This window comes from Nocardiopsis sp. NPDC007018 (assembly GCF_040635075.1).
Lineage (GTDB): Bacteria > Actinomycetota > Actinomycetes > Streptosporangiales > Streptosporangiaceae > Nocardiopsis.
Genome location: NZ_JBEYHA010000101.1, coordinates 1 through 3,970, shown reverse-complemented (window position 1 = coordinate 3,970; position 3,970 = coordinate 1). Strand labels below are relative to the sequence as shown.

Sequence of the window (3,970 nt, the reverse complement as noted above, 5' to 3'; positions counted from 1 at the left end):
ACGGACCGCCGATACCCGGGGGTGACCTCCGCGTGTGATCACCGTGACCAAGGAGCCGGAGCGCCCCGGCCCCGCCCCACCCGCCCCTTCCGGGGCCTGACCGCTCTCCCACTCCCACGAAAGTCACCAGAGGAGAAGCACCATGTCCACTGAGGCCCCTGAGGCCCCGGCCCCGGAGGAACCCCGGCGGGGCACGACGCTGAGGTCGAGCAAGGGGAGGCTGGCCGACCCCCTCTTCAAGTGGGCGGTCGCGTCCTGCGGCACCATCGTCCTGGTCATCCTGGCCCTGATGGTCCTGCGCACCACCACCGAGGCCTGGCCCGTCTTCGCCAAGGAGGGCTTCTTCGGGTTCCTCACCGGCGAGCAGTGGCAGTCGGGGAACTCCCGTTCCGAGATCACCGGCACCTACGGTGCCTGGCCGTTCATCTACGGCACCCTGGTCACCGCGACCATCGCCATCGTGATCGCTCTCCCTCTCGCGATCATGGTGTCCTTCTACCTGACCCACCTGGCCCCCCGCCGGATCGCCAAGCCGCTCTCCTACACGGTGGAGCTGCTCGCGGCGGTCCCCAGCGTCATCTTCGGTCTGTGGGGCCTGCACTGGTTCCTGCCGAACGTGCTGCGGCCGTTCTTCGAGTTCCTGGAGAGCGTCCTCGGCTGGTTCTTCCTCTTCGAGGGCCCGATCCGCGGAGTGGGCTACCTGTCCGCCGGGATCGTGCTGGCCATCATGATCCTGCCGATCATGACCGCCATCATCCGCGAGGTCATCGTGGTACACCCGGTCGAGCAGCGCATGGCCGCCTACGCGCTGGGCTCCACCCGGTGGGAGGTCCTGCGCAACGTGGTCCTGCCCGCCAGCTTCTCCGGGATCGTGGCGGCCGCCATGCTCGGCCTCGGCCGCGCGCTCGGCGAGACCATCGCGGTACTCATGCTGATCGGCGGCTCCCAGTCGTGGGGCGCGAGCCTGTTCGGCACGGGCAGCAGCATGGCCTCGCACATCGCGGCGACCTTCGGTGAGGCCACCCCCGAGTCCAGGACCGCCCTGATGGCGATCGGTGTCGCCCTGTTCCTGGTCACGATGATCGTCAACATCCTCGCCCGCGTCGTCGTCTGGCGTCTGGGACGCATGACGGGAGACGCCGCCGTATGAGCACCATGACCTCCACTCCCCCCGGCAAGCACGTCCCCCTCAGCCAGCGGCCCGCCGGTTCGTCGTTCCGGCGCCTCAAGGACCGCGGCGCCACCGTGGTGCTGACCGCCGCCATGGTCGTCGCGATGATCCCGCTGGTCCTCATCGTCTTCGAGGTGACCCGCCGAGGCATCGGCGTGGTCAACCTGGACTTCGTCACCCAGACCGAGCCCCCGCCCCGGCGCGACGGCGGCGGCTACGCGGCGGGGTTCTTCGGAACCCTGTACATCATGGCGCTGGCCGTCCTCATGTCGATCCCGTTCGGCATCGCCACGGCCGTGTACATCGTGGAGTACGGGCCCAACCGGCTCACGTCCGCGATCCGCTTCTTCACCGACGTCATGACCGGCATCCCGTCGATCTTCGTGGGTCTGTTCGTGTACGGCCTGCTGGTGATCGGCTGGGGCGGCATGGGCTTTGGCACCTTCGTCGGCGCGGTGGCCATCGCGGTGATGATGCTGCCGATCGTCACCCGGTCGTCGGAGGAGATGCTGCGCCTGGTCCCGAACGAGATGCGCAACGCCAGCTACGGCCTGGGCGCCCGGAAGTGGCAGACCATCGTGCACACGGTGCTGCCCGCCGCCGCCCCCGGCCTGACCACCGGTTCGATGCTGGCCATCGCACGCGGTATCGGCGAGACCGCGCCGCTGCTGCTGACCGCCTTCGGCACCGGCCTGATCGTGACCACGTTCCAGGGCAGCCCGCAGGGTGCGGTGCCCATGCAGCTCTACCGGGGCGCCACGCAGCCCTTCGAGGCCGGTATCGACCGCGCCTGGGGCGCCGCGCTGTGCCTGTTCGTGCTGGTCCTGGCGTTCACCGTGGTGGCGCGCTGGGTCGGCTCGAAGGCCTCGACGAACACGCACTGACCCGTGTGAGCGTGGACCCCGAGGGGCCGTCGCCACCGCCCACCCGGCGGGGCGGCGGCCCCTCGGGGGCGAGGCTCCCGGTGGCCCCTCCGCGCTCGCCTCGATAGCCTGGCGCGAGCCCGTTCCCCAGCAGATTCCGGAGAGCCACCGATGGCCGACACCACCGAGTACGCCGCCACGTTCACCCTCGTGGACACCGACAACGACGGCCTCATCAGCGCCGAAGAGCTGGCCTCGCTGATGCGCAACCTCGGCGACCAGACCACCGACGAGCAGGCCGCCGAGGTCGTGCGCGCGATGGACAGCGACGGCGACCAGCGCATCTCGCTGGAGGAGTTCGCCCGCTACATGTCCCGCCAGCAGGGCTGATCCGCCCCGGCCCCGGTCACGTCAGGGGGTCCGAGGCGAGGTACACGACGTCCGGAACCCCCCTGGCCACCACCACCTCCACGACCTCCACCGTGCGGAAGCGGCTCCGCAGCAGGGCCTCGAAGGAGGCCACGGCGTTGGCGCTCCAGAACGAGAGCACTCCGCCGGGGGCGAGCAACCGGGTCAGCCGGGCGATCCCCGCCTCCTCGTACAGGCGGTTGTTGTTCTCGACCACCGTCCAGTCCGGGCCGTTGTCGGTGTCCAGGCAGATCACGTCGTAGCGGACCGGCCGATCGGCGGTGGAGGCCTCGGCCAGCCAGGTGACGATGTCGGCGTTGTGGACCCGGCAGCGGGGGTCGCGGTGGACGTGGTCGGCCGCCTCGCCCAGCTCGTCGTCGTGCCAGGCGATCACCTGCGGTTCGAGTTCCACCACGTCCACACGGGCGACCCGGGGGTGGTCCAGCGCCTCACGGGCCGAGAAGCCCACGCCCAGCCCCCCGACCAGCACACGGGCGTGCGAACGACCCTGCGGAAGCGCGGCCAGGCTCGCGCGCACCATCTCGCGTTCCGACGTGCCGTCGCGGGTGTCCATGAGGAACACCCCGTTACTGAAAATCTCATAATGCGCACCCACCCGGCGAAGTACCAGGTCACCGCCGGTCTCACCGGTCACCCGGGCCAGGGTGACGGTCTCCTCCTCGGTCGCGGACACGCGTGTTGGCTGGTTCATGCCCCACATTGTGCCCCGGAGACCGCGTCGTGTCCGGCGGGACCGCGGCTCCACCCGGCGAACGGGCCCGGGCCGGTGCCGCCTCGCCCGCCGGTGGGTAGGTTGGTCACCGGCGCGCCACGAGAGGAGTGTGCACGACCATGGGTGAACGACTGGAGAGACTGCGCGGGGCCGCCCCGATCGCGCTGGGAGCGCTGTTCGTGGGATCGGGCCTGCTGCACTTCGCGGCCCCGGGACCGTTCGAGGCGATCATGCCGCGTCGGCTTCCGGCGCACCGCGCGTTCGTGTACGGCAGCGGCGCGGCCGAGCTGGTGTGCGGTGCGGGCCTGCTGACGCGTCGTCCGTGGGCCGGGACGGCCAGTGCCGCGCTGCTACTGGCGGTGTGGCCCGCCAACGTTCAGATGGCGCTGGACTCCGGTTCGGGGCGCCTTCCCCGCGTGGCCGACAACAGGGTCGTGGCCTGGAGCCGCGTCCCGTTGCAGATCCCCCTGGTCTGGGCCGCGCTCCAGGCCCGCCGCGCCCCGCGTGGCGACGGCTGAGCGGTCCGGCCGGTCCGCTCCGAGCCGATCCCGGGGCGCGGGCACGTCGTCCCGGCCGGGGCACGGGTACGCGATGCCGGTCCCGGGACGCCAGCACGCGGTTCCGTCCCTCGGGACGCCAGCAATCGATGCCGAACCCGAGGCGCCAGCACGCGGTTCCGGCCTCGGCCCGCGGTGGCCCGGGCCGCACGGCTTCGAAGGAGGTGACCCGCGCGGTCAGGGCGTCCAGGTTCCACACGTGCACGTGGCGTGCGGTCAGCGCCGGGTTGTCCGCGGT

General features: G+C 71.2%; 5 protein-coding genes. 4 read left to right on the top strand and 1 reads right to left on the bottom strand.

The features are described from left to right. The first annotated feature begins 142 nt into the window (after positions 1–142). The 3 genes from pstC to ABZ635_RS26980 all read left to right on the top strand — a co-directional run bounded on the left by pstC (position 143) and on the right by ABZ635_RS26980 (position 2,424). Positions 143–1,150 (top strand): phosphate ABC transporter permease subunit PstC, encoded by a 1,008-nt coding sequence (gene pstC, locus ABZ635_RS26990; RefSeq protein WP_357770049.1) that lies wholly within the window; start codon positions 143–145, stop codon positions 1,148–1,150. Further along, entirely contained in the window at positions 1,147–2,055 is a 909-nt protein-coding gene (gene pstA / locus ABZ635_RS26985; RefSeq protein WP_357770048.1) for a phosphate ABC transporter permease PstA, read from the top strand. Before pstC ends, pstA begins: the two co-directional genes overlap by 4 nt. Before the next feature lie 150 nt (positions 2,056–2,205). Then, a complete protein-coding gene (locus ABZ635_RS26980; RefSeq protein ID WP_357770047.1) occupies positions 2,206–2,424 on the top strand; it encodes an EF-hand domain-containing protein in 219 nt (72 codons plus the stop codon). Positions 2,425–2,440: 16 nt separating this feature from the next. Here the strand turns inward: ABZ635_RS26980 and ABZ635_RS26975 are convergent, their stop codons facing one another. Beyond that, positions 2,441–3,154 carry a spermidine synthase gene (locus ABZ635_RS26975; protein ID WP_357770046.1) on the bottom strand — a complete coding sequence of 238 codons (714 nt, stop codon included), beginning with the start codon at positions 3,152–3,154 and terminating at the stop codon, positions 2,441–2,443. Positions 3,155–3,294: 140 nt separating this feature from the next. Between ABZ635_RS26975 and ABZ635_RS26970 the strand changes: the two genes are divergently transcribed. Then, positions 3,295–3,693 (top strand): DoxX family protein, encoded by a 399-nt coding sequence (locus ABZ635_RS26970; RefSeq protein ID WP_357770045.1) that lies wholly within the window; start codon positions 3,295–3,297, stop codon positions 3,691–3,693. Positions 3,694–3,970: the final 277 nt, after the last annotated feature.